Source organism: Streptomyces sp. NRRL S-337, from assembly GCF_000720175.1.
Taxonomy (GTDB): domain Bacteria; phylum Actinomycetota; class Actinomycetes; order Streptomycetales; family Streptomycetaceae; genus Streptomyces; species Streptomyces siderophoricus.
Genome location: NZ_JOIX01000001.1, coordinates 136,094 through 157,900, shown reverse-complemented (window position 1 = coordinate 157,900; position 21,807 = coordinate 136,094). Strand labels below are relative to the sequence as shown.

22 protein-coding genes are annotated in these 21,807 nt (G+C 72.9%); 16 read left to right on the top strand and 6 right to left on the bottom strand.

Going from position 1 to position 21,807, the window contains the following annotated elements; translation table 11 throughout:
* Positions 1 to 55 precede the first annotated feature (55 nt).
* From IG62_RS0100705 to IG62_RS0100675, 7 genes are all read left to right on the top strand, one after another.
* Positions 56 to 3,055 carry a type I polyketide synthase gene (locus IG62_RS0100705; RefSeq protein ID WP_051797356.1) on the top strand — a complete coding sequence of 1,000 codons (3,000 nt, stop codon included), beginning with the start codon at positions 56 to 58 and terminating at the stop codon, positions 3,053 to 3,055.
* Positions 3,052 to 4,182 (top strand): MupA/Atu3671 family FMN-dependent luciferase-like monooxygenase, encoded by a 1,131-nt coding sequence (locus IG62_RS0100700; protein ID WP_051797354.1) that lies wholly within the window; start codon positions 3,052 to 3,054, stop codon positions 4,180 to 4,182. Before IG62_RS0100705 ends, IG62_RS0100700 begins: the two co-directional genes overlap by 4 nt.
* Positions 4,179 to 5,954 (top strand): condensation domain-containing protein, encoded by a 1,776-nt coding sequence (locus IG62_RS0100695; protein ID WP_030796189.1) that lies wholly within the window; start codon positions 4,179 to 4,181, stop codon positions 5,952 to 5,954. The genes IG62_RS0100700 and IG62_RS0100695 overlap by 4 nt, the downstream gene beginning before the upstream one ends.
* Positions 5,951 to 7,255 carry an MFS transporter gene (locus tag IG62_RS0100690; protein ID WP_051797352.1) on the top strand — a complete coding sequence of 435 codons (1,305 nt, stop codon included), beginning with the start codon at positions 5,951 to 5,953 and terminating at the stop codon, positions 7,253 to 7,255. The genes IG62_RS0100695 and IG62_RS0100690 overlap by 4 nt, the downstream gene beginning before the upstream one ends.
* A complete protein-coding gene (locus IG62_RS0100685; protein ID WP_030796185.1) occupies positions 7,248 to 8,543 on the top strand; it encodes a condensation domain-containing protein in 1,296 nt (431 codons plus the stop codon). The genes IG62_RS0100690 and IG62_RS0100685 overlap by 8 nt, the downstream gene beginning before the upstream one ends.
* Positions 8,540 to 9,226, top strand: coding sequence for a thioesterase II family protein (locus IG62_RS0100680; protein ID WP_030796183.1), 687 nt, complete (start codon positions 8,540 to 8,542; stop codon positions 9,224 to 9,226). The genes IG62_RS0100685 and IG62_RS0100680 overlap by 4 nt, the downstream gene beginning before the upstream one ends.
* Positions 9,227 to 9,293: 67 nt before the next feature.
* Entirely contained in the window at positions 9,294 to 10,979 is a 1,686-nt protein-coding gene (locus IG62_RS0100675; RefSeq protein WP_051797351.1) for an amino acid adenylation domain-containing protein, read from the top strand.
* Here the strand turns inward: IG62_RS0100675 and IG62_RS0100670 are convergent.
* The 3 genes from IG62_RS0100670 to IG62_RS0100660 all read right to left on the bottom strand — a co-directional run bounded on the left by IG62_RS0100670 (position 10,930) and on the right by IG62_RS0100660 (position 12,863).
* Entirely contained in the window at positions 10,930 to 11,469 is a 540-nt protein-coding gene (locus IG62_RS0100670; RefSeq protein WP_030796179.1) for a hypothetical protein, read from the bottom strand. The two genes, IG62_RS0100675 and IG62_RS0100670, sit on opposite strands and share 50 nt — an antisense overlap.
* The gene (locus IG62_RS0100665) at positions 11,466 to 12,137 is read right to left on the bottom strand and encodes a hypothetical protein (RefSeq protein ID WP_030796177.1); all 672 of its coding nucleotides are present in this window, start codon (positions 12,135 to 12,137) and stop codon (positions 11,466 to 11,468) included. The genes IG62_RS0100670 and IG62_RS0100665 overlap by 4 nt, the downstream gene beginning before the upstream one ends.
* A 99-nt stretch (positions 12,138 to 12,236) precedes the next feature.
* Positions 12,237 to 12,863 carry a PadR family transcriptional regulator gene (locus IG62_RS0100660; protein WP_037837619.1) on the bottom strand — a complete coding sequence of 209 codons (627 nt, stop codon included), beginning with the start codon at positions 12,861 to 12,863 and terminating at the stop codon, positions 12,237 to 12,239.
* Between the two features lie 104 nt (positions 12,864 to 12,967).
* On the opposite strand from IG62_RS0100660, the gene IG62_RS0100655 reads away from it, so the two are divergent.
* The gene (locus tag IG62_RS0100655; RefSeq protein WP_030796173.1) at positions 12,968 to 14,173 is read left to right on the top strand and encodes an FAD-dependent monooxygenase; all 1,206 of its coding nucleotides are present in this window, start codon (positions 12,968 to 12,970) and stop codon (positions 14,171 to 14,173) included.
* 9 nt (positions 14,174 to 14,182) lie between these two features.
* Here IG62_RS0100655 and IG62_RS0100650 read toward each other — a convergent pair whose 3' ends face one another.
* Positions 14,183 to 14,728: a hypothetical protein gene (locus IG62_RS0100650; protein WP_199812380.1), complete on the bottom strand. Its 546-nt coding sequence runs from the start codon at positions 14,726 to 14,728 to the stop codon at positions 14,183 to 14,185.
* 155 nt (positions 14,729 to 14,883) lie between these two features.
* Between IG62_RS0100650 and IG62_RS0100645 the strand changes: the two genes are divergently transcribed.
* Complete coding sequence (locus IG62_RS0100645) at positions 14,884 to 15,057, top strand: CsbD family protein (protein WP_030796169.1); 174 nt, start codon at positions 14,884 to 14,886, stop codon at positions 15,055 to 15,057.
* 208 nt (positions 15,058 to 15,265) lie between these two features.
* On the top strand, positions 15,266 to 16,195 hold the full coding sequence (locus IG62_RS0100640; protein WP_078871717.1) for an alpha/beta fold hydrolase: 930 nt from the start codon (positions 15,266 to 15,268) through the stop codon (positions 16,193 to 16,195).
* On the opposite strand, the gene IG62_RS0100635 is transcribed toward IG62_RS0100640, so the two are convergent.
* Positions 16,182 to 16,976 (bottom strand): class I SAM-dependent methyltransferase, encoded by a 795-nt coding sequence (locus IG62_RS0100635; RefSeq protein WP_051797447.1) that lies wholly within the window; start codon positions 16,974 to 16,976, stop codon positions 16,182 to 16,184. The genes IG62_RS0100640 and IG62_RS0100635 overlap by 14 nt on opposite strands.
* Before the next feature lie 450 nt (positions 16,977 to 17,426).
* Here IG62_RS0100635 and IG62_RS47655 point away from each other — a divergent pair, with 450 nt between their 5' ends.
* The 3 genes from IG62_RS47655 to IG62_RS0100620 all read left to right on the top strand — a co-directional run bounded on the left by IG62_RS47655 (position 17,427) and on the right by IG62_RS0100620 (position 18,519).
* On the top strand, positions 17,427 to 17,600 hold the full coding sequence (locus tag IG62_RS47655) for a hypothetical protein (protein WP_030796163.1): 174 nt from the start codon (positions 17,427 to 17,429) through the stop codon (positions 17,598 to 17,600).
* Positions 17,597 to 17,863, top strand: coding sequence for a DUF4190 domain-containing protein (locus IG62_RS0100625; protein WP_030796161.1), 267 nt, complete (start codon positions 17,597 to 17,599; stop codon positions 17,861 to 17,863). Before IG62_RS47655 ends, IG62_RS0100625 begins: the two co-directional genes overlap by 4 nt.
* A gap of 104 nt (positions 17,864 to 17,967) precedes the next feature.
* Entirely contained in the window at positions 17,968 to 18,519 is a 552-nt protein-coding gene (locus IG62_RS0100620; protein ID WP_030796159.1) for a ferritin-like domain-containing protein, read from the top strand.
* Positions 18,520 to 18,595: 76 nt separating this feature from the next.
* Here the strand turns inward: IG62_RS0100620 and IG62_RS0100615 are convergent, their stop codons facing one another.
* Positions 18,596 to 18,973 (bottom strand): ATP-binding protein, encoded by a 378-nt coding sequence (locus tag IG62_RS0100615; RefSeq protein ID WP_030796157.1) that lies wholly within the window; start codon positions 18,971 to 18,973, stop codon positions 18,596 to 18,598.
* Between the two features lie 232 nt (positions 18,974 to 19,205).
* Here IG62_RS0100615 and IG62_RS0100610 point away from each other — a divergent pair, with 232 nt between their 5' ends.
* The 3 genes from IG62_RS0100610 (at position 19,206) to IG62_RS0100600 (ending at position 21,725) form a co-directional block, all read left to right on the top strand.
* A complete protein-coding gene (locus IG62_RS0100610; RefSeq protein WP_030796155.1) occupies positions 19,206 to 19,508 on the top strand; it encodes a hypothetical protein in 303 nt (100 codons plus the stop codon).
* Positions 19,509 to 19,685: 177 nt separating this feature from the next.
* The gene (locus IG62_RS0100605; protein WP_030796153.1) at positions 19,686 to 19,964 is read left to right on the top strand and encodes a hypothetical protein; all 279 of its coding nucleotides are present in this window, start codon (positions 19,686 to 19,688) and stop codon (positions 19,962 to 19,964) included.
* A 423-nt stretch (positions 19,965 to 20,387) separates the two neighbouring features.
* Complete coding sequence (locus IG62_RS0100600) at positions 20,388 to 21,725, top strand: sugar transferase (RefSeq protein WP_030796151.1); 1,338 nt, start codon at positions 20,388 to 20,390, stop codon at positions 21,723 to 21,725.
* The last annotated feature ends 82 nt before the right edge of the window (positions 21,726 to 21,807 follow it).

The window sequence follows — 21,807 nt, the reverse complement described above, 5'->3', positions numbered from 1 at the left end:
CCCCGCCGGCCGGACCGCAACCGAGCAGCTCGTACGTGATGGAAGGAGAACCGGCATGACGGAGCTGGACAATGCCGTGGCCGTGGTGGGGCTGTCCCTGCGGGCCCCCGGCGCATCGGACCCGGAGACCTTCCTCTCCCGACTCGCCGGGGGTGAGGTCGCGCTGCCCGCGGCCAGGGGGGAACGGACCGGGAACGGCCGACTGCTCAGCGGGCAGATCGACCGGTTCGCCGAGTTCGACGCCGAGCTGTTCGGCATGGCGCCCGCCCACGCGGCGCTCACCGACCCCCAGCACCGGGTGATCGCCGAACTGGTCTGGGAGGCCATGGAGGACGCCTGCCTCGACACCACGCGCGCCGGCAACCGGGTCGGCGTCTTCATCGGTGGCGGCCCCGACATCTACCTGCACCGCAACGTCCTGCCGGACGAGCGGACCGTGCGGGCCCACGGCACCGAGCAGATCATGCTCGGCAACTCCCGTGACTTCCTCGCCACCGCGCTCTCCTACCGGCTCGGCTTCACCGGCCCGAGCATGACCGTGCAGACCGCCTGCTCCACCTCCCTGGTCGCCGTCCATCAGGCGGTGCGCAGCCTGCTCACCTACGAATGCGATGTGGCGATCGCGGGCGGGATCACCGTCTTCCCGGTCGAACGGCCCGAGCACGACGGGCCCGAGGGCGGCATCTACGCGCCCGACGGCCGCTGCCGCAGCTTCACCGTGGGCAGCCGGGGCACGGTCCCGTCGAGCGGCGCGGGGATCGTGGTGCTGCGCCGGTCGGCCGAGCTCGCCGGCGGGCCCGGCCGGGCCCGTGCGCACATCGTCGGCAGTGCGGTCAACAACGACGGCGCCGACCGGATGGGCATGACCGCGCCCAGCCCGCGGGGCCAGGCCGAGGTGCTCCGCGAGGCCCTGGAGGTCTCCGGGCTCTCCCCCGCGGACATCGGCTACATCGAGGCGCACGGCACCGGGACCGTCCTCGGCGACCAGGTCGAACTGGCGGCGCTGGCCGAGGTCTACGGCACCGGCACCGCCACCCCCCGCTGCGCCATCGGCACGGTGAAACCGAACATCGGGCACACCGACAGCGCGGCCGGGGTGCTCGGCCTGATCAAGACGGTGCTGGCGCTCCAGCACGACATGCTGCTGCCGGTCGCCTCCCAGCCGGGCGACGGCCCGGACGCGGACCTCGGCGCGGACCGGTTCTTCCTGCCGCGGACGGCCGCGACCTGGAGCGCCGAGGTCCCGCGCCGGGCCGCGGTCAGCTCCTTCGGCTTCGGCGGCACCAACGCGCATGTGATCGTCGCCCCGGCCGACCCGGTCCCGGAACCCACTCCCGTCCCGGACGTCCGGCCCCCGGTCGCCGTGCTCTCCGCCGCGACCCCGCAGGCCCTGCGCGACAAGGCCGCGGACCTGGCCGGCTGGCTCGACGGCCCCGGCGCGCGGGCCGCCCTCCCCGGCGTGCTCGGCACGCTGTGGCACGGCCGGCGGCAACTCGCCCACCGGGCCGCCGTCGCCCTGCCCACCGACCCGGCCGCCGCCCGCGAACGGCTGCGGCAGTGGCTGCTGGAGACCGCGAAGCGGGCCGACACGCCACCGGCCGTGGCGGACGCCCCGGTCGCCGTGATGCTGCCCGGACAGGGCATCCGCCTGACCGGTACCGGTGCGTCGGCCGCCGACGACCCCCGTTTCGGCGCGGACCTCGACCGGTTGTCCGCCGCCGTGCTGCGGGCCGGCGGTCCCGATCTGCGCGGCTTCGAGACATGGGCGGGCGACGACCCGCGGCTGCTGGACACCGCGGTGGTGCAGCCGCTGCTCTTCGTGGTCGGTCTGGCGCACCTGCGGCGGCTGGAACGCCGGGGCGTACGGCCGGCGACGCTGCTCGGCCACAGCGTCGGCGAGCTGACCGCGGCCGCGTACGCCGGGGTGTTCGGCGTCGAGGACGCGGCGGCGGCCGTCGTACGGCGCGGGGAGCTGATGAGCCGGGCCCCGGCCGGGGCGATGCTCGCGGTCCCGCTGGACGAGGAGGCCGCCCGCGACCTCGCCGCCGGGCTGCCCGCCGATGTCTGCGGTGTCAACGGCCCCGAGACGACGGTGCTCGGCGGCGACCTGGACACGGTCGCCGAGCTGGAGCGGCGCTGCGCCGCGCGCGGGCTCACTGCGCGCCGGCTGGAGACCGCGCACGCCTTCCACTCCCGCGCGATGGAGGAGGCCGCCGCCCGGTTCGGGGAGTTCCTCGCCACCGTGCCGCTGTCGGCGCCGCGGCTGACCGTCATCTCCAACCGCACCGGCGCGGAGCTCAGCGCCGAGGAGGCCACCGACCCCGCTTACTGGGCAGGGCAGTTGCGCGGGACCGTGCGGCTGGCCGACGGTGTCCGGACGCTGCTGGCCGGCCGCCCCGCCGCGGTCGTCGGCATCCACGGCGGCCGGGCGCTGACCAACCCCGTGCGGCAGACCGCCCGCCTGCTGGGCCTCGTGCACCCGCCGAGCATCATCGAGCTGCTCGGGCACTCCGGGGCGGACGAGGCAGCGGCGCACGAGGACGCGCTGGCGCGTCTCTGGGCGGCCGGCTGCCCGGTCGACTTCGACGTGCCCCTCGTCACCTCCCCCCTTCCGCTGCCGCGTTACCCGTTCGCGAACACCCGGCACTGGATCGAGGCGACCCCGGGGGCGCTGCCCCACGAACGGCCCGCCGCGACCGCCGCGGCCCTCCGCGAGCCCGGACCGCCGCAGGAACCGTCGGCTCCGCCGGCGGCGGAGGACACCGCGGCGGACAGCAGCGATCTCGCCACGACGATCACCGCCATCTGGCAGGAGGCGTTCGGCGGCGAACCGCTCGGCCCGTCGGACAACTTCTTCACCCTCGGCGGAACGTCGCTGCAGGCCGCGCAGCTGCTCACGGTGGTCAACGACACGCTGCTGCTCGGCGTCGCGCTCGGCGACCTCTACGAGCACTCCGACCTCGGCTCCTTCATCCGCCGTGCCGAGGAGCTCGCCGCCGGCCGGGACGACGCCGAACTCCTGCGGCTGCTCGACGAGATCGAGGGTGCGCAGTGAGCGACCTCTCCGAGCGGCTGGCGGCCCTGACGCCGGAACAGCGCCGCGTCCTCGGCCGGCAGATGCGGCAGCGGGCCGCCCGTACCGGCACCCCGTCCGCGGACGGGGCGGCGGGCGGCGCGCCCGCCCGGCAGAGCCTGTACTTCTTCGCCAGCGCGGACGCGGTCCCGGCGCGCGAGTACTACCGCTTCGTCCTCGACGCGGCGGAGCAGGCGGACGCGGCCGGGCTGCACGCCGTCTGGCTGCCGGAACGGCACTTCGTGGACTTCGGCGGGCACTCGCCGAACCCGGCGGTGCTGGCCGCCGCGGTCGCCGTGCGCACCGAGCGGCTGCGGATCCGGGCCGGCAGCGTGGCCGCGCCGCTGCACCACCCGGCCCGGATCGCCGAGGACTGGGCGGTGGTCGACAACCTGTCGGACGGCCGGGCCGGTATCTCGTTCGCCAGCGGCTGGCACCCCGACGACTTCGTGCTGGCCCGTACGGACTACGCCGGGCGGCGCGCGGACACGCTGCGGATCATCGAGCAGGTGCGGGCGCACTGGCGGGGCGAGGCGCTCTCCCATCCCACCACGGCGGGCGGCACGGCCGAGGTCCGTACCGGCCCCCGCCCGGTGCAGCCGGAGCTCCCGGTCTGGCTGACGTCGGCCGGCAACGCCGAGACCTTCGAGGCCGCCGCGCGGGCCGGCTGCGGCGTGATGACCGCGCTGCTCGGCCAGACGCTGCCGGTGCTGCGGGAGAACATCGCGCGCTACCGCGCGGCCTGGCGGCAGGCCGGGCATGCGGGAGAGGGTGATGTGGTGGTCATGGTGCATGCCTACGTCAGCGACCGGCCCGATCTGGAGGACCATCTGCGCCCCGCGATGCACGGCTATCTGCGCGCCTACCGGAGTCAGACGACCGCACCGGGCGAGGACGAGAAGGTGCTGCTGGAGAGCGCCTACCTCAACTTCCTGCAGGGCCCCTCGCTGCTCGGCCCGCCGGGCAAGGCCGCGGAGGTGCTCGGTCTGCTGCGTACCGCGGGCGCCGACGAGGTCGGCTTCCTGGTGGACTTCGGGCTGCCCACCGAGGACGTACTGGCCGCGCTGCCCGCCCTGTTCGGCTGCCTCCCCGCGGAGCGTGCCCGATGAGCGGGGCGGAGTCGGCGCTCGCGGCCCGGCTCGCCGGACTGGCTCCCGAGAAGCGCGCCGCCCTCCTGGCCAAGCTGTCGCAGCAGCGCTCCGGCAAGCGCCCGCTCCGGCCCCGGCCCGGGCCGCGCGACACCTTCCCGGTCGGCATGGACCAGGAACGGCTGTGGATCCTCGACCAGCTCTACCCCGGCACCACCACCTACACCCTGGGGTTCGGGCTGCGCTTCCTCGGGGAGTTCGACCGGCGGGCCTTCACCGAGGCGGTGGCCGTCGTGGTGGGCCGGCACGAGCTGCTGCGCTCGGCCATCGAGACGGACGGCACCCGGCCGGTGCTGCGGCTGCACCCGGACCGCGGCGCCGACCTGACCTTCGCCGACCGGTCGGCCGGGCCGGACGGTGAACGGGAGCGGCGCCGGGCGGAGTTCATCCGGGAGCAGGTCCGGCGCCCGTTCGACCTCGCCCGCGACCCGGTGCTGCGGATCGGGGTGGCCGACCTCGGCGGCGGCGACCACCAGATCGTGCAGACCATGCCGCACTCCTTCACCGACCAGTGGTCCTACGTACGGCTCAACAGCGAGCTGCTGGAGGTCTACCGGGCGGTCCGAGAGGGCCGCGAGCCCCAACTCCCCGATCTCCCCGTGCAGTTCGGGGACTATGCGCAGTGGCAGCGGGAGTACTTCGACAGCGAGCACGGCGAACGCCACCGGGCCTTCTGGCGCAGCTACCTGGCGGACCTCCCGGACCGGCCGCTGCTGCCGTACGACCACTCCCCCGAGACCGAGGACCGCGCCGGGCGGCAGTACAACTTCGTCCTGGACAAGGGGATCGCGGCGGCCTTCATCGCCCGCGCCAAGCAGGCCCGCAGCACGGTCGCCAACGCGATGGCCGCCGTCTACGCGGCGCTGCTGTACGAGGAGAGCGGGGAGCGGGACGTCCTCCTCGGGGTGCCCAGCGTGACCCGCGGCGAGCCGGCCGTCCAGGACCTGGTGGGCTTCCTGCTGACCAACGTGCCGCTGCGGATCCGGCTGCCCGAGAATCCGACCCCGCACGATTTCATGGCCGCCACCCAGGCCGCCGGTGCCGCCGTCGCGGAGCACCACGAGACGCCGTTCGGCGAGATCGTACGGGCGGTGGCCCCCGAGCGGTCCGTGCACAGCTATCCGCTGCTGCGCACCATGCTCGTCCATCTCGACCTCGCCGAGACGGTGTCCTACTCGGTGCCCGGCGCCACCGTCTACGCCAACGCGGTGCCCGAGGGGATCTCCTCGATGGACGCGACGGTCGCCTGGTGGCATCTGGGCGACCTGGTCTACGGGCGGTTCGAGTACCGGACCGCGCTCTTCGAGCCGGAGACCATCGACCGGCTCGCGCGGCGGCTGCTGCAGTTGGTCGAGGTCTTCGCCACCTCGCCCGACACTCCGCTCGCCAGCCCGGCCGGGCGCGCCGCCGAACTGGTGGCCGCGGCGTGGTGCGAGGCGCTGGACGTGCCCACCGCGGACCCGCAGGACGCGTTCGCCGACCGTGGTGGCACGCCGCTGCTGGCCGTGCGCCTCGCCCGGCTGCTGACGGCGCGGGGCTTCACCGCCGGGCCCCGGGACATCACCGAGCACACCACCCTCTCCGCCCTCACCGAGCTGCTGCGGCAACGCGGCAACCCGCTGGCACCGGCCGGCATCCCGGACTCCGAGGTCCCCGGGCGGGCCGGGGTCTCGGAGGAGTACCTGGAGCAGCTCTTCGCCAGCACCCGCCGTGCGGAACAGGAGATTCGATGACCTCGCCCCCCGGGCCCACGACCACGGTGCGCGAACGCCGGCCGCTGGTGGTCCTGCTGCTGGCCCACTACCTGTCGTCGTTCGGCAATGCGGTGACGGTGGTGACCATCCCGCTGTACGTGCTCGGCGTCACCGGCAGTTCCGTCTCGACCGGCCTGGCTGGTTTCGCCAACACGCTGCCGCTGATCTTCGCGGGCGCGGTCGGCGGGGTCTGGATCGACCGCATCGGCGGCAAGCGGATGAGCGTGCTCTGCGATCTGCTCGCGGGCACCGTCATCGGGCTGATCCCGCTGCTCAACGACACGGTGGGGCTCGCCCTGCCGGTGCTGATGGGTCTGCTGTTCGTGCGCAGTCTGGGCTCGACACCGACCGGTGCGGCCCGGCAGAGCCTGCTCAAGGGGCTCGCCGACCGCGGCGGGGTGCGGCTGGAGAGCGCCAACTCCTGGATGCAGGGCGCCCCGCGGCTCGGTCTGCTGGTCGGGGCGCCGCTCGGCGGTCTGCTCGCGGCCGTGTCCGGCCCGGTGATCGGCATGTACGTGGACTCCGCGACCTTCCTGCTCTCCGCGCTGCTGATCGGCGTCGCCGTGCCGGGCGGGCCGGTGGCTCCGGCCGCCGAGCGGCAGGGCTTCGTGCGGCAGCTCACCGAGGGCCTGCGGCTGGTCAAGCAGCTGCCGGTGATCGGCGCGATGACCTCGTTCGTGTTCGTCACCAACTTCCTCGACGACGCCTTCACGCCGGTCATCCTGCCGGTCTACTCGGACCAGGTGCTGGGCGGCGGTCAGTACCTCGGCTGGCTGGTGGCCGCCTCCGGCTGCGGCGCGGTGGCCGGCACGTTCCTCTACGGCCCGGCCAGCAAGCGGCTGCTGACCAGCCGCCGTTGGACGCTGCTGGGCTGTTTCCTGGTCATCGGCGGACTGCGGTTGGCCCTCGGCGGGCAGCCGGGCGCGGTGCTGTCCATCGCGATCTCGTTCCTGCTGGGGCTGGCCGCCGGACCGCTCAACCCGGTGCTGTCGACGGTGATGCTCAACAAGGTGCCGCAGGCCCTGTTCGGCCGGGTCTTCGCGCTGACCTCGGCCGTCGCGATGAGTGCCGCGCCGGTCGGCATCCTGGTGGCCGGCTGGGCGATCCACGGCATCGGGCTGCGCTGGACCCTGCTGGCCTTCGGCGCGACCTACGTGGTGCTGGTGCTGGTCTCGCTGCGGAACCGTGCGCTGCGGGAGATGGACAACCTGACCCCGCCGGACGGCACCGGGGACGATGACGGTGCGGCGGGCGCGGACAAGGAGCTGGCCCGTGACTGAGCGCACCGCGCTGCGGGTGCAGCCGGCCTCCGCGCTGGAGCGGCAGTTCTGGCTGGGTGAGCAGATCGCCCCGGCGAGCCCCGCCAACTGGGTGCTCGCCGAGGTCCGTGCCGACGGCCCGGTGGAGCCGTCCGCGCTCGACGCGGCGCTGTCCGCCGTGGCCCGCCGCCACGAGTCACTGCGCACCGCCTTCGTCATCGAGCGGGGGCAGGTGGTGCGGACCGTCCTCGCGGAGCCGGTCGCCGAGCCCCCGCTGCGTCTCCCCGCGGGCACCAGGTTCGCGGACGCGGCGGCCGCGCTGCTCGGGGCGGACACCTTCGACATCGCGGCGGGCCGGGTCCACCGCGCCGCGGTCGCCCCCGACGACGAGGGCGCCACGGTCTTCCTCGCCGTCCATCACATCGCCTTCGACGGTCTCTCCCAGGAGGTGTTCGCCACCGATCTGGCCCGCGCGTACGGCCTGGCCGCCGAGGGGCGGGCGCCCGAACTGCCGGTGCGGGAGCGGCCGGTGCCCGTGGAGCCCGCTGCCGCGCAGCGCACCGAACTCGCCGCGCACTGGCGGACCGTGCTCGCCGGCGCGGCCGACCTGCCGGTGCCGGACGACGGGCCGGCGCCGGGCCAGCGAGCCCTGGCCCGGGCCGGCCTCGCCGAGCGGCGGACCACCTGTCCGCCCACGGTCTGGCAGGCGGTGTGCGCCGAGGCCCGGCGCAGCGCCTGCTCGCCGTTCGTGGTGCTGCTGGCCGCGTACGGCAGGGCGCTGGCCGGGCTCACCGGGGGTGCGGACTTCTGCGTGGGCACTCCGGTGGTCGCCCGCTCCGCCGGGCAGGCGGACGAACTGGGCTGTCTGATCAACACCGTGCCGGTCCGGATGCCGGAGCTGTCCGCGCCCGGAGCGGTCGGACGGGTCTGGGCGTCGGTCCGGGAGACCATCCTGGGCTCCGCGCTGCCCTGCGACGAGATCGTGCGGGCCGCCCGCACCGTCGCGGGCCGCCGGATGCCGGTGTTCCAGGCGGTGTTCGCCTTCGAGAGCTGGCGCCGGGTCGAGCACCCGGCGGGTCCGGTGCGGATGCACACCGTTCCCGTCCCGCCGGTGGGCGCGGTCGCCGAGGTCCAGCTCCAGGTGTGCGAGCTGCCCGACGGAACGCTGAAATGCGTGGTCCAGGCGCCGACGACCGGTGCCTGGGCGCACCGCCTGACCGACCTCACGGACGCGTTCCGTACCCAACTCGGCCTGCTGGCCCCCGCATCCGCCCCACCGCACCCCCTCGTACCGGAAGGTCCCGCATGACGACCACGCTGATGTGCCTGCCCTACGCCGGAGCGGGGGCCGGGGTCTACCGTCCCTGGCGGCGCCGGGAGTCCGAGGTGCTGCGCGCGGTGCCCGTGCAGGTGCCGGGCCGGGAGGAGGAGTTCAACCGGCCGTTCTACCGGACGATGGCGGAGGCCGCGGCCGGTACCGCCGAGCGTTTCCGGGCGGCGGCCGGCAAGGAGCCGTTCGTCGTCTTCGGGCACAGCTTCGGCGCGATCCTGGCGTACGAGGCCGTCCAGCACCTGGTCGCGACCGGGGGCCCGCTCCCGGACCACCTCGTCGTGAGCGGTTCGACCAGCCCGCGCCACCGCCAGGCCGAGCGGCTCGACCCCGACGACGAGGTGGCGGCCGCCCAGGCCGCCGCCATCGCGGGCCGGGAGATCGAGATCTTCGCCGACCCCCTGGCCCGTTCGCTGCTGCTCCCGGCGATGCGGGCCGACGTGGACCTGCTGGCCGACTACACCCCCGCGACGCTCACCCCGCTGCCGTTGCCGCTCACCGCCCTCCGCGGTGACGCCGACCATCTGGCGCCCGCCGAAGAGTGGCTGGACTGGTCGGCGTTCACCTCGGCCGCCTTCCGGACGGCGGAGTTCCCCGGCGGCCACATGTATCTGACGGACCACTGGGACGAGGTGTGGCGGACGCTCGAGGAGCTGCTGTGACCACCGCCGCGCCCCTTCCGCCCCCGCCCTGCCCCTTGGCACACCGGCCGACGAACAGGACCCTCCGATGACCTGCGCCGCCCCCTCCGCCACGACGCCGCACCCGTTCGCCACCACCCTCTTCGGACTGTTCGCCGCGAGCGCCGAGCGGTATCCGGAGCGGATCGCGCTGGAGGTCCGGGACGAGGTCCTCACCTACGCCGAACTGGACCGTCTGGCGGCCGGTCTGGCGCAGCGGCTGACCGCCGCGGCCGCGGAGCGCGGCACCGGGCGCCCCGCCAAGGTCGGCCTGCTGGCCGCCCGCAGTCTGACGGCCTACGCCGGATATCTGGCGGCCCTGCGCGCCGGCGCGGCCGTCGTCCCGCTGAACCCGTCCTTCCCGGCCTCCCGCATCCTGGCCATCGCGGCCACCACGGACCTGGACGTCATCGTCACCGACGAGGACTCCGCCCGGGCGGCCCGACTCCTCACCGCTCAGGCGGCGGAGGACGGCACGCCGCTGCCGCCCGTGCTCACCCTCACCCCCGCCGAACTGACCCGGCTGCGCACGCCCGGTCCGGAGGACGGGCCCTCCTCCCCCGCCGCACCCACCTCAGCCCAGGACATCGCCTACGTCCTCTACACCTCCGGCTCGACCGGCCGGCCGCGCGGCGTCCCCATCCGGCACGCCAACGTCCTGCCGACCCTCCGGTGGCTGGTCGAGGAGCACGGCTTTGGGCCCGAGGACCGCCTCTCGCAGAACGTCGAGCTCTCCTTCGACGTGGCGGTGCTCGAACTGTTCACGACCTGGTCGGTCGGTGCGGCGCTGGTGATCCCGCGGCCGAACGACGTGGTGCGCCCGTCGGCCTTCGTCAGCGCCAAGCGGATCACCCGCTGGTTCTGCGTACCGTCCGTCGGCAGCATCGCGGCCCGGACGAACGCGCTGGTCCCGGACTCGATGCCGACCATGGCCGGGGTGATGTTCGGCGGCGAACGGCTGCTTCGCGAGCAGGCCGAGCAGTGGGCGGCGGCCGCGCCCGGCGCGCGGCTGTGGAACCTGTACGGCCCGACCGAGGTGGCGATCGTCTCCACGGCGCACGAACTGGGCAGCGGCAGCTCGCTGCGACCGGCCGGTTCCAACGGGACGCTGCCGATCGGCCGGGTGCCGGACCACCTGGAGCACGTCGTCCTCGACGATGCGGGCGTGCCCGCGGAGACCGGTGAACTCTGCCTGCGCGGCAGCCAGCGCTTCGACGGCTACCTGGACCCCGCCGACAACGTCGGCCGGTTCCTGGAGTGGCGCCCGGGCACCCGCGCCGTGATCCACGACGGGACCGCGCCGCTGACCCGGGACCACTGGTACCGGACCGGTGACCGGGTCCGGGTCGAGGACGGCGCCCTGGTGTTCCTGAGCCGCCTCGACCATCAGGTCAAGGTCCGCGGCCAGCGCGTCGAACTCGGTGATGTGGACGCCGCGTTGGCCCGCCACCCCGCCGTACGGGACGCGGTCGCGCTGGTCCGCGAGACCGGCGAGGACTCCGTCCTGGTCGCCTACTACTCCGGCGAGCCCACCGCGGCCGCGGAACTGACCGGCTTCCTGCGCCGCCTGGTGCCCGTCTACATGATCCCGGGCTCCTTCACCCACCTCGCCGAACTCCCCCTCAACACCAACGGCAAGGTCGACCGCGCCGCGGTCGCGGCCTACGACCGCGGGACCGCGGGCCCTACCGCGCGGTCCGCCACGCCACCTCGTCGGGAGTCATCGGCGCGGTGATGCCGTACACATCGCCGACCCGCAGGTCGTCCGGCGTCCGGTACTCCTCCTTCGCGCCGATCACGCTGACGCACGTCCATGACGCGGGGTTCCAGAACAGGCGGTAGCAGGGGTCCTGACCGGACGGGATCTCCCGCAGCACCGTTCCGCGGTTCTCCAGCAGCCGCTGCAGTTTCGCGAACCGCAGTCGGCGGGCGAACCGTCCGTACCTGGTCCGGATCTTCCCGTTGACGACCTTTCCGCCGTACGTGAGCCGGTGCACCTGCAGGGTGAAGTGGTGCCCGGCCCACGGGCCGTCGCCGGACTCCCGCTGCCAGAAGAACTCCGCGAGTCCGTAGTCCCGCCACATGTGGTGACGTCCGGACCGGTTCTCCGCGAATTCCGTTCCCAACCTGCCGGTCACCCGGTCGGGTTCATCGGTCGGCTTCGCTCCGAGCACCGTTCCCGACATCACGACGTCCAGGTAGAACGCCAGGGAATGGGGGGTCACCCCACCTCCTGCGGCAGGGTCGCACCGGGCAGGGCGGGCCTGGTGGTGCCGGGGGTGAGGCCCGCCCGGGCGGCGACGGCGAGGGCCGCCTCGATGTCGAAGGGGCGGTCGCGCTCCGGATCGGCGCGGCGCAGGACGGGCAGCAGGACCTCGGCGTCCAGCGTGCCGGCGCGGGCCGCGTCGAACGCCGCATCGGCGAGGCGGTAGGCCTCCCGCAGGTTGTCCGTGTCGGTGCAGTCCTCGAAGAGCCGCTCGCCGGACTCGCTGTAGGGAGCCCTCACCAGGGCGCTGCCGTCGTCCTGCGCCGGGTCCGTGGGCACCTCGTCCCAGATTCCGTGCTCGTCCACCCAGCAGAAGAAGCCGATCGGTGCCCTGGCCCGGACGGCGCTCCGCAGCGGCCCGGCGTCGTCCTGCCAAGCGTCGCGGAGCCAGCCGGGCGCGTCGGAGAGCGCCCGGGGCAGTGCGTCGTAGAGGTCTCCGGGCAGGTCGTGGTCCTTGCCCATGACGATCGCCCGGCCGCCCTCGAAGGGCATCAGCTGCCACCAGTTGCTGCTGCCGTCGTCATGGAGCAGTCCGGTCTCCTCGACCCAATAGCCCTGCTCCGGCCCGGCGGCGTGCAGGACCGCCATGACCGCGCCCTCCAGCCACAGCTCCGTCGGATTCCACACGGCGGGTCTTCCCTTCGTAGGCGCATAGGCGCACAGTCGTCGCGGCCGAGGACAGGATTCGGCCCGTGGACAAGGTAGGTGAACGGGAGCGGAGCTCGGTCAACCGCCCGAGGGCGCCCCCGAGTTGTGCTGCTCGTCGAAGGCCGCGAGCATCTCCGGGGACCAGGCCAGTCGGCCGTCGTGCAGGTCGGCGGTCACCGCGCGGACCCAGCGTTCCTCGGCATCGACCATGGCCAGCAGGTATTCGTGCTCGATGAGGGTGACGCGCGGGACGCCCTCCTCGGTGTGGACGGCCAGTTGGGACGCCAGGTCGGCGCGCCGGGCCGCGAGGCGCTCGGCGCGCCGCTCCAGCACGTCCAGCGCCTCGGCCGGGGTGAGCATGGGCACGTTGGACAGGGCGGCCGGGAAGACGGGGAACTCGCCTTTCGGGACCGCCAGCATCTGGTCCAGCCACTCGCGGGCGACCGCCCGGCCCTCGTCCGTGACCTCGTAGACGGTGCGCTCGGGGTACTGCTGGTCGCGCTCGGTCTGCCGTACGGCGATCAGCCCGCCCGCGTGCAGCCGCTCGATGGTCCGGTACAGACCGGCCCGCTGGCCGACGTTGACCACCTGTTCCTTGCCCCACTGCTTGATCAGTTGCTGGATGCCGTACGGGTGCAGCGGCTTGTAGTGCAGCAGCGCCAGGACGGTCAGGGCGAGCGGCGAACTCTTCACGGGAGCGGTCATGCCGGTAGCGTAGCGAGGCGAGACTAGTTGCATTGCGACTAGATGCAGTGCAACTATGGACGGCAGGAGCCCGCTGACCGGCGGGCGCATCCTTGGGAGGGGTCATGAGCGTCAACGGCACTCAGGGCGGGCGCGGCGGCGCGGCCGTGCGGACGGCACTGGTCATCGGGGGCGGGGTGGCGGGCCCGGTCACCGCACTCGCGCTGCGCGAGGCGGGCATCACGGCGACGGTCCACGAGGCCTACCCCGCGGCCGCGGACGGGGTGGGCGCCTGGCTGGCCCTGGCCCCCAACGGACTTGCGGCGCTGCGGACGATCGGCGCCGGCAAGGCGGTGGAGGCCCTGGGCCAGCCGGTGCCCGGGATGGTCATGGCGGACGGCGCCGGGCACCGCTTCGCCGCTTTCGACGGCTTCGCCGAGTTGCCCCCCAGCCTGGCGATGCCCCGCGCCACGCTCTACCGCGCGCTCACCGATCACGCGGCCGACCAGGGCATCCCGTTCGCGTACGGCAAACGGCTGGTGGGCGCCGAGGAAACCCCCGAGGGCGTCACCGCACGGTTCGCCGACGGCACGTCGGCGACCGCCGACATCCTCATCGGCGCCGACGGCATCCGCTCCACCGTCCGCACCCTGATCGACCCTCAGGCGCCCGAGCCGGAGTACGGCGGCGTGCTGAGCTTCGGCGGATACGCCACGGACAGCGGCATCGAGGCCGAGCCCGGCACGATGTACTTCGCCTTCGGCCGCACCTTCACCGGCCACTGGCGCGGCCCGGACGGCCGGTTGATCTGGTTCGCCGGACTGCCGACCGACACCCCGCCGGACCCGGCCGGCATGGCGCGGGTCCCGGCCGCCGAGTGGCTGGCCGTGCTGCGCGAGACCTACGCGGGCCATCTCCCGGGCGAGCTGCTGCTGCACCACACCGGCCCCGACCACCTGGTGGTGGTCGGCCGGATGGAACGCATGCCGCCGGTGCCGCACTGGCACCGCGGCCGCATGGTCCTGGTGGGCGACGCGGCACACGCCCCGTCCTCCAGCTCGGGCCAGGGCGCCTCGCTGGCCATCGAGAGCGCGGTGGAACTGGCCCGCTGCTTGCGCGATCTGCCCACGCCCGCCGAGGCGTTCAGCGCCTACGTCGGGTTGCGCCGGGAGCGGGTGGAGGCCATCGGGCGGAACGCGGCCGCCGCCAACAAGGTCAAGGCCGGCAAGTCCGACCTCGACGCCGCGGCCGCCTTCCCCACGCCCGAGCAGATGCTCCGTCCGCTCCACTTCCACCGCATCGACTGGGAGGAGACGGTGGCGGGCAGCTGACGGCGACGGTCACCGGATGACCGCCTCCGCGGGGACGCCGGCGGTTTCGTCGTCGCCCAGTGCGGTGAGTGCCATGGCGGCCCGGTGCTGCTCGGGGCTCATGCCGAGCAGCCCGGCTCCCCCGCTGTCCTCGCTCTCGTACAGCCGCAGCTGACCGTCCGCATGGCTGCGCAGGATGCCGCGCGCCTCGTCGGTGCCGAGGTCGAGGGCGGTGGCGATCTGGCTCCAGGTGGCGCCCAGTTGCAGCGCCTCGTGCACGGTCTCCGCACGATATTGCTCGACGGCGCGGGCGATCCGGACACCGAGCGCGAGCTGCGCCAGCGCGTCCCCCGCATCGCCCCGCTCAGCGGACCCCCGGTACGCCGCGGGCAGCCGGCGGTCGGCCAACCGCTCCCCGTGGGCGAAGTGCTTCTCCGCCATCCAGGACAGCGGTGTGGTCACCGGTACGTCCTCGGGGCACCGGACCGTGCGGGCCTGCCACTGCTCGTACTCCTGGCGGCGCTCCTGGTCGTGGTGGCGCTCGTCGTCGTGTGCGAACTCGCGGTGGTCGCTCATCGCTGGTGTCGTCTCCCTCCGTAGGGCGTCTTCCGTAGTGGAACGACCACGGACATGTGCCCCGTACGGGCGGAACGATTCTTGCGTTTGCGCCGGGGCGCCCCGGGCAAGCGGCTCTTCGTCAAGGAACGGCTCAACAGCAAGGGAGCACGACCATGACTGCCGACAAGAAGACCTCTGCGAAGACCGAGCAGATCAAGGGCGCCGTGAAGGAAACCGTCGGCCGCGCCGTGGGCAACGAGCGGATGACGGCGGAGGGCCGCGCCGAACGGGCCAAGGGCGATCTGCGTCAGGCCGGGCACAAGGCCCGGGACGCCATGGAGCGATGACCGCGCCGCACGGCCGCTTCGGCGGCGACACCGGCGGCGAGGTGGGCAGAGCCCGCAGAGTGTGAGGCGGTGGCCCGGCGGATTCCCCCTCCGCCGGGCCATCGCCGTGCCCGCGCGTGTCGATGACGGGCGGGAGCCGGGCCGCTTGGCACAGTCGCAGGGGGCGCGCCCCCATGACCGGCGACTCGACTCTGCGGAAGGCCCATCGGTGACGGAACGCGAGACCGGGACGGCGGCGGCGAGCGGAGCCGAGGCCGAGCTCGAGGTCAGGACCGTACGCACGCCCACGCTGGACACGGCCTACGCCGTCAGCGGCCCCGAGACCGGGCGCCCGGTCGTGGCGGTACACGGCTGGCCGGACGACATCCACTGCTGGGACGGCGTACTGCCCGCCCTGCACGCTGCCGGATGCCGCGTCTACCGCCCGTATCTGAGGGGGTTCGGCCCGACCCGGTTCCGCGACCCGGCCCGGCCGCGCAGCGGGCAGATCGCGGCGCTCGGCAGCGACCTCGGCGAATTCCTCGACGCACTGGACCTCGGTGACGTCATCCTGGCCGGGCACGACTGGGGCGCCCGCGCCGCGTACGTGGTCGGCGCGCTCTGGCCGGAGCGGGTACGCGCCATCACGGCACTGTCGGCCGGGTACGCGACCCACCGCCCGGACGCACCGCTCCCCTACGCGCTCGCGCAGGCGTACTGGTACGAGTGGTTCGTCGCCACCGGCCGCGGCCGGAGGGCCATGGTGCAGGACCGGCGCGCCTTCTGCCACTACCTGTGGACGGCCTGGTCCCCGGGCTGGGACTTCTCGCAGGAGGAGTTCGACGAGACGGCCGCGGCGTGGGACAACGACGACTGGGCGGACGTGACCGTGCACGCCTACCTCCACCGCTGGGGTGAGGCCCCCGGGGACCCCGCGTACGACACCGTCGAGGAACGCCTCGCCGCCCCGGCCCCGATCCAGGTGCCGACGATCGTGCTGCACGGCGCGGAGGACGCCGACAACCTCCTGGGCACCACCGCCGGCAAGCAGCAGCTGTTCGCCGACGGCTACACCCGTCAAGTCCTGGGCGGCGTAGGCCACTTCCCACCCCGTGAGGCACCGGAATTCACCGCCGAGGCCATTCTCAGCCTCTGCTAGAGGTCTCTCCCCCGGGCGGCCGTAACGGCCGGGTGCGGCGCCGTAGCAGTGCCGTCCAGAGGAAGGGCTCGCCGAAGTGCGGGGAGTGGGACGGCTCGTCGTGCATGCGGCGGAGTTCCACCACCGTCAGGTCGGCGAAGATCCGGCGCAGGGACTCGGGGGTGTAGGCGAGGCCGCCGTGCAGACCGGTGGCCCGGCGGTAGAGGTCGGCGTCACCGATCTCGGAACCGCCCCGCTCATCGCCGGGCGCGAAGCAGGTGAGGGCGAGATGGCCGCCGGGGGCCAGTGCACGGTCGAGCAGGGCGAGGTAGCTGACGCGGCGGTGCGGCGGCAGATGGTGGAAGCAGCCGGAGTCGTAGATCAGGTCGTACGGGCCGCGGAGCGGGGCACCGTCAGCGGAGCCGACGAGGGTGAAGGCGTCGCCGCAGCGGAAGGTGATGCCGGCCCCGGCTTCCCGGGCCCGGTCCTCGGCCCAGTCGATCGCCGCCGGGGAGAGGTCCACGGCGTCCACCCGGAAGCCCCGGGCGGCGAGGTGGAGGGCGTTGCGGCCCGGCCCGCACCCCAGGTCGAGCGCGCGCCCGGGAGCGACCAGGCCGCGGTCGAGGTACGAGACCAGGTTCTCGTCGGGCTTCGCCACGAAGAACGGCACCGGCCTGGAACGGTCGGCGTAGAAGCCGTCCCACCAGGACGCCGAACCGGCCGTCCAGCGGTCGGCCTCCGGCGCGAACCACCCGTCCAGGAGCTGGAGTACGTCCTCGATGGTGCGGAGGTGACGGTCGATCAGGCCGCGATGATCTTCAGGGCCCCCGCCACCGGTCGCCGCCACTTCCTCCCCATCCTCCCCATCCTTCCATTCCTGCCTTTCTTTCTTTGCCTTCCTCATTCGCCCACCCTTTCCCGCCCGCTTTTCGGTGCTCATTCCGTCCGGCGATCGTAGATCCGGTGCCGGCCGGGACCCCGTTCCGGCGATGTGGGCGGACGCCGTGACGGACCGTCCGGGCGTCTCGGACGAGGGCGGGAAGGACGTCGGTAAGGGGTAGGGGTGAAATGGCTTCCGGGACCCCCGGGCGGGCCGGGAAGAGGGCGATCTGCGCCGCGCCGAACTGATTTTTCCGGCGATCCCCGGGTACCAGCGTTCGTGCAAGCCGCCGCAATGGAGCGGCCGGTGCCCGTCCGTGCCGGCAGCGCGCTGCGCGTCCGCCGGCCCCCTAGGGAAAGGCACAGGCACACCATGCTCTTTCTGGTCGTAGCACTCTTCCTCTTCGGCGTGCTGCTGGGGACCGCAGGCCATGTCCCCGCGGCCGTCACGATCGTCGCCGGGATCGCGATCGCGGCGTGGCTGGCGGTGTTCTTCGTCCGCGAGCGCCGTAAGGCGACGACCCCGTCGAAGGGGGCGCACCGATGACGTCCACCTGGCTTCCGTTGAAGACCGGCCCGCATCCGCAGGCCGACCGCATGGCCGTGGCCTCGTTCGTCTGCGGGCTGCTGGGGACGCTGATCTTCAATGTCTTCTTCGGCCCGTGCGCGCTGGTCTTCGGCTTCCTGGCGCTCCGCCGCGGGACGATCCGCCGGCTGCGGGCCTGGCTGGGACTGGCCTTCGGCGTGGCCGACCTCGTGCTGCTGGTCGTCGTGTCGACGGCCACCGGGACGGTGAGCTGGCACGTCTAGACCGGACCTCGGCACGCGCGGAGCCGGGCGCGTCCCCTCACCCGAAGTGGGAGACCAGCGGAATACGATCAACGAAGGTCGATCAATGGAAAGGGAGAAAAGTCATGGCTGATTTCCTTACCGACATCGAAACCATCCGCGCCCGCGCCCGCGCCCGCCAGGAAATCGAAAAGGGTCCGGTGACCGATGCCTACGGCGCCGATCTGGAACGCGTACTGCAGGTGCTGAACGAGGCACTGGCCACCGAAATCGTGTGCACGCTGCGGTACAAGAGGCATTACTACACGGCTTCCGGTCTCTATTCGGAGCCGGTCGCGGCGGAGTTCCTGGAACATGCCACGCAGGAACAGGAGCACGCCGACAAGATTGCCCGGCGCATCGTGCAGCTCGGCGGTCAGCCCGATTTTCACCCGGACACACTGACGCAGCGGGCGCACGCCGGCTATGACGCGAGCGCCGATCTGCTGGAGATGATCAAGGAGGACCTGGTGGCCGAACGGGTGGCCATCGCCTCGTACACCGAGATCGCGCAGTGGCTGGGCGACGGCGATCCGACCACCCGGCGCGTGTTCGAGGACCTGCTGGCGCAGGAGGAGGAGCACGCGGACGATCTGCGTGGGCTGCTGGAACGCATTCCGCGGTCCGGACGGGCCTGAGCCTGAGCGAGGCCTCCGGGCCCTGTCCATATCAGGCCAAGTCACCCCGGAGCAGATCAGGTCAGGGCATATCGATTCACCTCAGGTCAAGCGTGACGCTGATGACCTTTCCGCCGCGGGCCGTGGGAACGATGGTGACGGAGGTGGCGAGTTGGCGCACCATGGGCCAGCCGTAGCCGCCGATGTCCCCCACCCCGTGGCGGGAGGCCGTCACGGGGTGGTGCGGGCTGGCGTCCTCGACGAGGAGGGTGAGGCGGTTGCCGGTGATGCGCGCGGTGAAGGCGATCAAGCCGTCCGTGTGGCGATGGGCGTTGGTGACCAGCTCGGACGTGATCAGCAAGGCATCCGTGAGCTTCATCGCCTCCACGGCGCCAGGGTGGGCCTTCAAGAGGTCGTTGACGCGATCGCGTGCCTGCGCGGCCGTGGCCGGTACGTGGGACGCTGCCTGGGTCACCGTTTCCCCCCTCCTCCGAACCGGGCCGATCTTCGTGACACCCCTGCGTCTACCCGCGTTGTACGAATTATCGCCAGCTTTCTCGCGGGACCCGCCCACGCTACGGCGCCCGGGCCCCGGAGGGCACCGGTTGTGATGCAGCTCGCCGCCTCGGTGCCGGGAATCGGGCCGGACGGCTACGCTCCTTGCGCACACCTCCCGTCGCCACCGCCGCACAAGGACGATCCCACCCGTGAAGAAGAGCGCGATAGCCGGCCTCTGCACCCTCGGCCTCCTCGTGGCCGCCGGCGCCTACGAAGGCATCGCCATCGCCAGCGACCCGCTGACCCTCGCCGAATTCAACGAGATCAAGGCGGGGAGCAGCGTGCGGACCCTGCTCCGTTACGCGAGTACCTGCCAGCAGGAGAACAAGACCGAGCCCGCCGACAACTACCCCGTCACCTGGACGTGTTACGGCGCCGACGGCAGCAGCAACGCGGTGTTCTTCTATTCCGAGGGCGTGCTCTTCAGCAAGTCACAGACGGGGCTTCAGTAGCACATCACACCCCGCATCAGATAAGTCGGATTGTCCGCCTCATTTGCCTTATGTCTGTATTCGGTAAAGGCCTCGGTGTTGACCGGGCCCGTGCCGTCCCGCGGGTGCATTCTCCTTGCTGCCCGGCCAGAGCCGGGGCATCTCGCAGCACGGCAATGCAGAAAGGCATGATCCTCAATGATTGACGGATTCAAGCGCGCCTTCGCACTGGGCGCCGCCACCGTTGCCCTCACCGGGGGCATGGCCCTCTCCTCGGTGGGTTCCGCCTCGGCCGCGGCGCCGCCGCACGGCGACCACACGGCGTCCAGGCACATCGACCGGGCCCACTGTCGCGTGGTCCACGGCCGCTGGATCCGGGTCTGGCACCCGGCCTGGCAGGACCGGCGCGGCCACCGCCACCCCGGCTACTGGACCCGGACCTGGCACCGGACACACCTGGTGTGCCACCGGCACTGAGCACCTGACGCGAGAGACACGTGGGCCCCGGGGCTGGATCACACCCCCGGGGCCTCTGCGTCTCTTGCGTCTGGAAGGTCCTGAAGTGGAGCATGCCTGCACGCGCTTGTAAACAATGAGGCACAAGAACACTCAAAATAGGTAAACCTCAGCAGTCGGACGCACCGTGCTCTAGCGTTCACCTCCGACACGGAGGCGGTCGAGTACCGGGGGGGGTCCGACCGCACGGGACGTGAGGGGACGACCAAGTGGGGGGCCATGGGGTTGTTCGAAGCTGCCGGATCACGGGTGATCGCGTCATCCGCCGGGACAGCCAAGCTGGAGCGCACATCGCAACAGCGCGAGGAAAGCAGGCACCGATCCACCGAACAGCGGCTCTTACAGGGGGCGTTGGCCGCCGACCTTCTCGGCGCGCTGGTGCCGATGGGGGCGGTCTGCACCGCGACCCGGCAACCGCAGCCGCTGCTCGTCGCGGCGCTCGCCGGCGCCGCCTGGCTGGCCGTGGGAGCCGCAAAGAATCGTTACTCCAAAGATGAGCTGGGCGGCAGCGGTGCGGTGCTGCCGATCCTGCGGGACTGGCTGACCGTATTGGGCGTGCTGGCCGTCACCTGCGTCGTGGCGCGGATCGACGTCTCCACCGAAATCTGTGTGCTCGCGCTGATGCCCGGGCTGGCGCTGGCCGTGCTGCGGCGCAAGCTCGTACACCGCTATCTGCAGGGCGTACGCCGCCGCGCAGAGGCGCTGCGCCGGGTGCTGCTCATCGGGGAACCGGACGCCGTGGACCTGGTGTTGGAGGAGATGGCGCACCGTACCGATCACGAGTACGTGGTCGTCGGTGGCTGCCTGGTCGGCGAGGAGGACACGGACTCGGCGCTGCCGGTGCCGGCCCGGCTGACCTCCGACGGGGACGGGCCGGACGGCGCGCAGGACGGCGAGACCGTGCTGCGGTGTGCGGCCGAACTCGACGCCGACCTGGTCTTCGTGGCGCCCGGCCGCCGGATGTCCGCCGCGCGGGTGCGCCGGCTGGCCTGGGCGCTGCACGACGAGGGACGGGATCTGGCCATACTTCCGGGGCTGATCGACGTGTCCCGGCACCGGGTCCGGCTGGCGAAGGCCGCCGGACTGACGGTGATGCACATAGACCCGGCGGCACGACGGGGGCTGCCGGTGCTGCTGAAGCAGACCACGGACCGGCTGGGCGCACTGCTGTTGCTGGTGCTGCTCGCCCCGCTGTTCGCCCTGGTGGCGGCGGCGATCCGGCTTACCTCCGCCGGTCCGGTGTTCTACTGGCAGATACGGGTGGGCCGCGATCTGCGGCCCTTCCGGATGTGGAAGTTCCGCACCATGGTGGCCACCGCCGACCGGATGCGGGCCGCGCTGGAGTCGGCGAACGAGCACGACGGGGCGATGTTCAAGATCCGGCGGGATCCCCGGGTGACCCGGGTGGGCCGGGTGCTGCGCCGGCTCTCACTGGACGAACTGCCCCAGCTCTTCAACGTCCTTGCGGGCCATATGTCCCTGGTGGGGCCGCGGCCACCGCTGCCCGAGGAGGTCGAGCGGTACGACGGGACGGAGCTGCGCCGGCTGTCGGTCAAACCGGGGCTGACCGGCCTGTGGCAGGTCAGCGGGCGGTCCGATCTCTCCTGGGACGAGACCGTGCGGCTGGACCTGAGTTACGTGGACAACTGGTCCTACGGCCGGGACATCGGCGTGCTGGCCCGTACGGTCCGCGCGGTGCTGGACGGCCGCGGTGCGTACTGAGCAGGTCGGCCGGCCCGGGTGTGCGGCCGGTGCGGGCGCTCGTGGGAGCGACCGCCGTACGCACACCCGGGGCCCGGCCCTC